General features: G+C 51.5%; 1 protein-coding gene. It reads right to left on the reverse strand.

The features are described 5' to 3' along the window. Positions 1 to 328, reverse strand: a 328-nt coding sequence (locus HMPREF2875_RS01975) for a VaFE repeat-containing surface-anchored protein (protein WP_168165555.1), incomplete at both ends; no start/stop codon positions are given.

Genomic DNA, 328 nt, shown 5'->3' on the forward strand with positions numbered 1-328 from the left:
AGTAGCATCCGGAGTCTCCTCGCCATCCTTGTTGACCTCAACAGAAGTCAACTCCTCAAAAGCAACCGCAGCCTCAACCGGCTCCGTCACAGACTCATCAACAGTGATCTCAACAACAACCTCACCGTTGGCAGCCTCCGGAGTAAAGGTCTTCTCACCCTCACCCAGAACAGTCTTACCATCAGCCTTAGAAATCAACTCCGCCTTAAGAGTGTATTCCTTACCCGGAACCAGACCCTCATACGTCACCGTATCGTTAACCTTCGCACCAGCAACAACCTCAGTTGCACCATTCGCAAAGTCAGCATTCGTCGAAACCTTCGGCTCA

It is taken from the genome of Corynebacterium sp. HMSC078H07 (assembly GCF_001812805.1).
In the GTDB taxonomy this organism is placed as follows: Bacteria; Actinomycetota; Actinomycetes; order Mycobacteriales; family Mycobacteriaceae; genus Corynebacterium.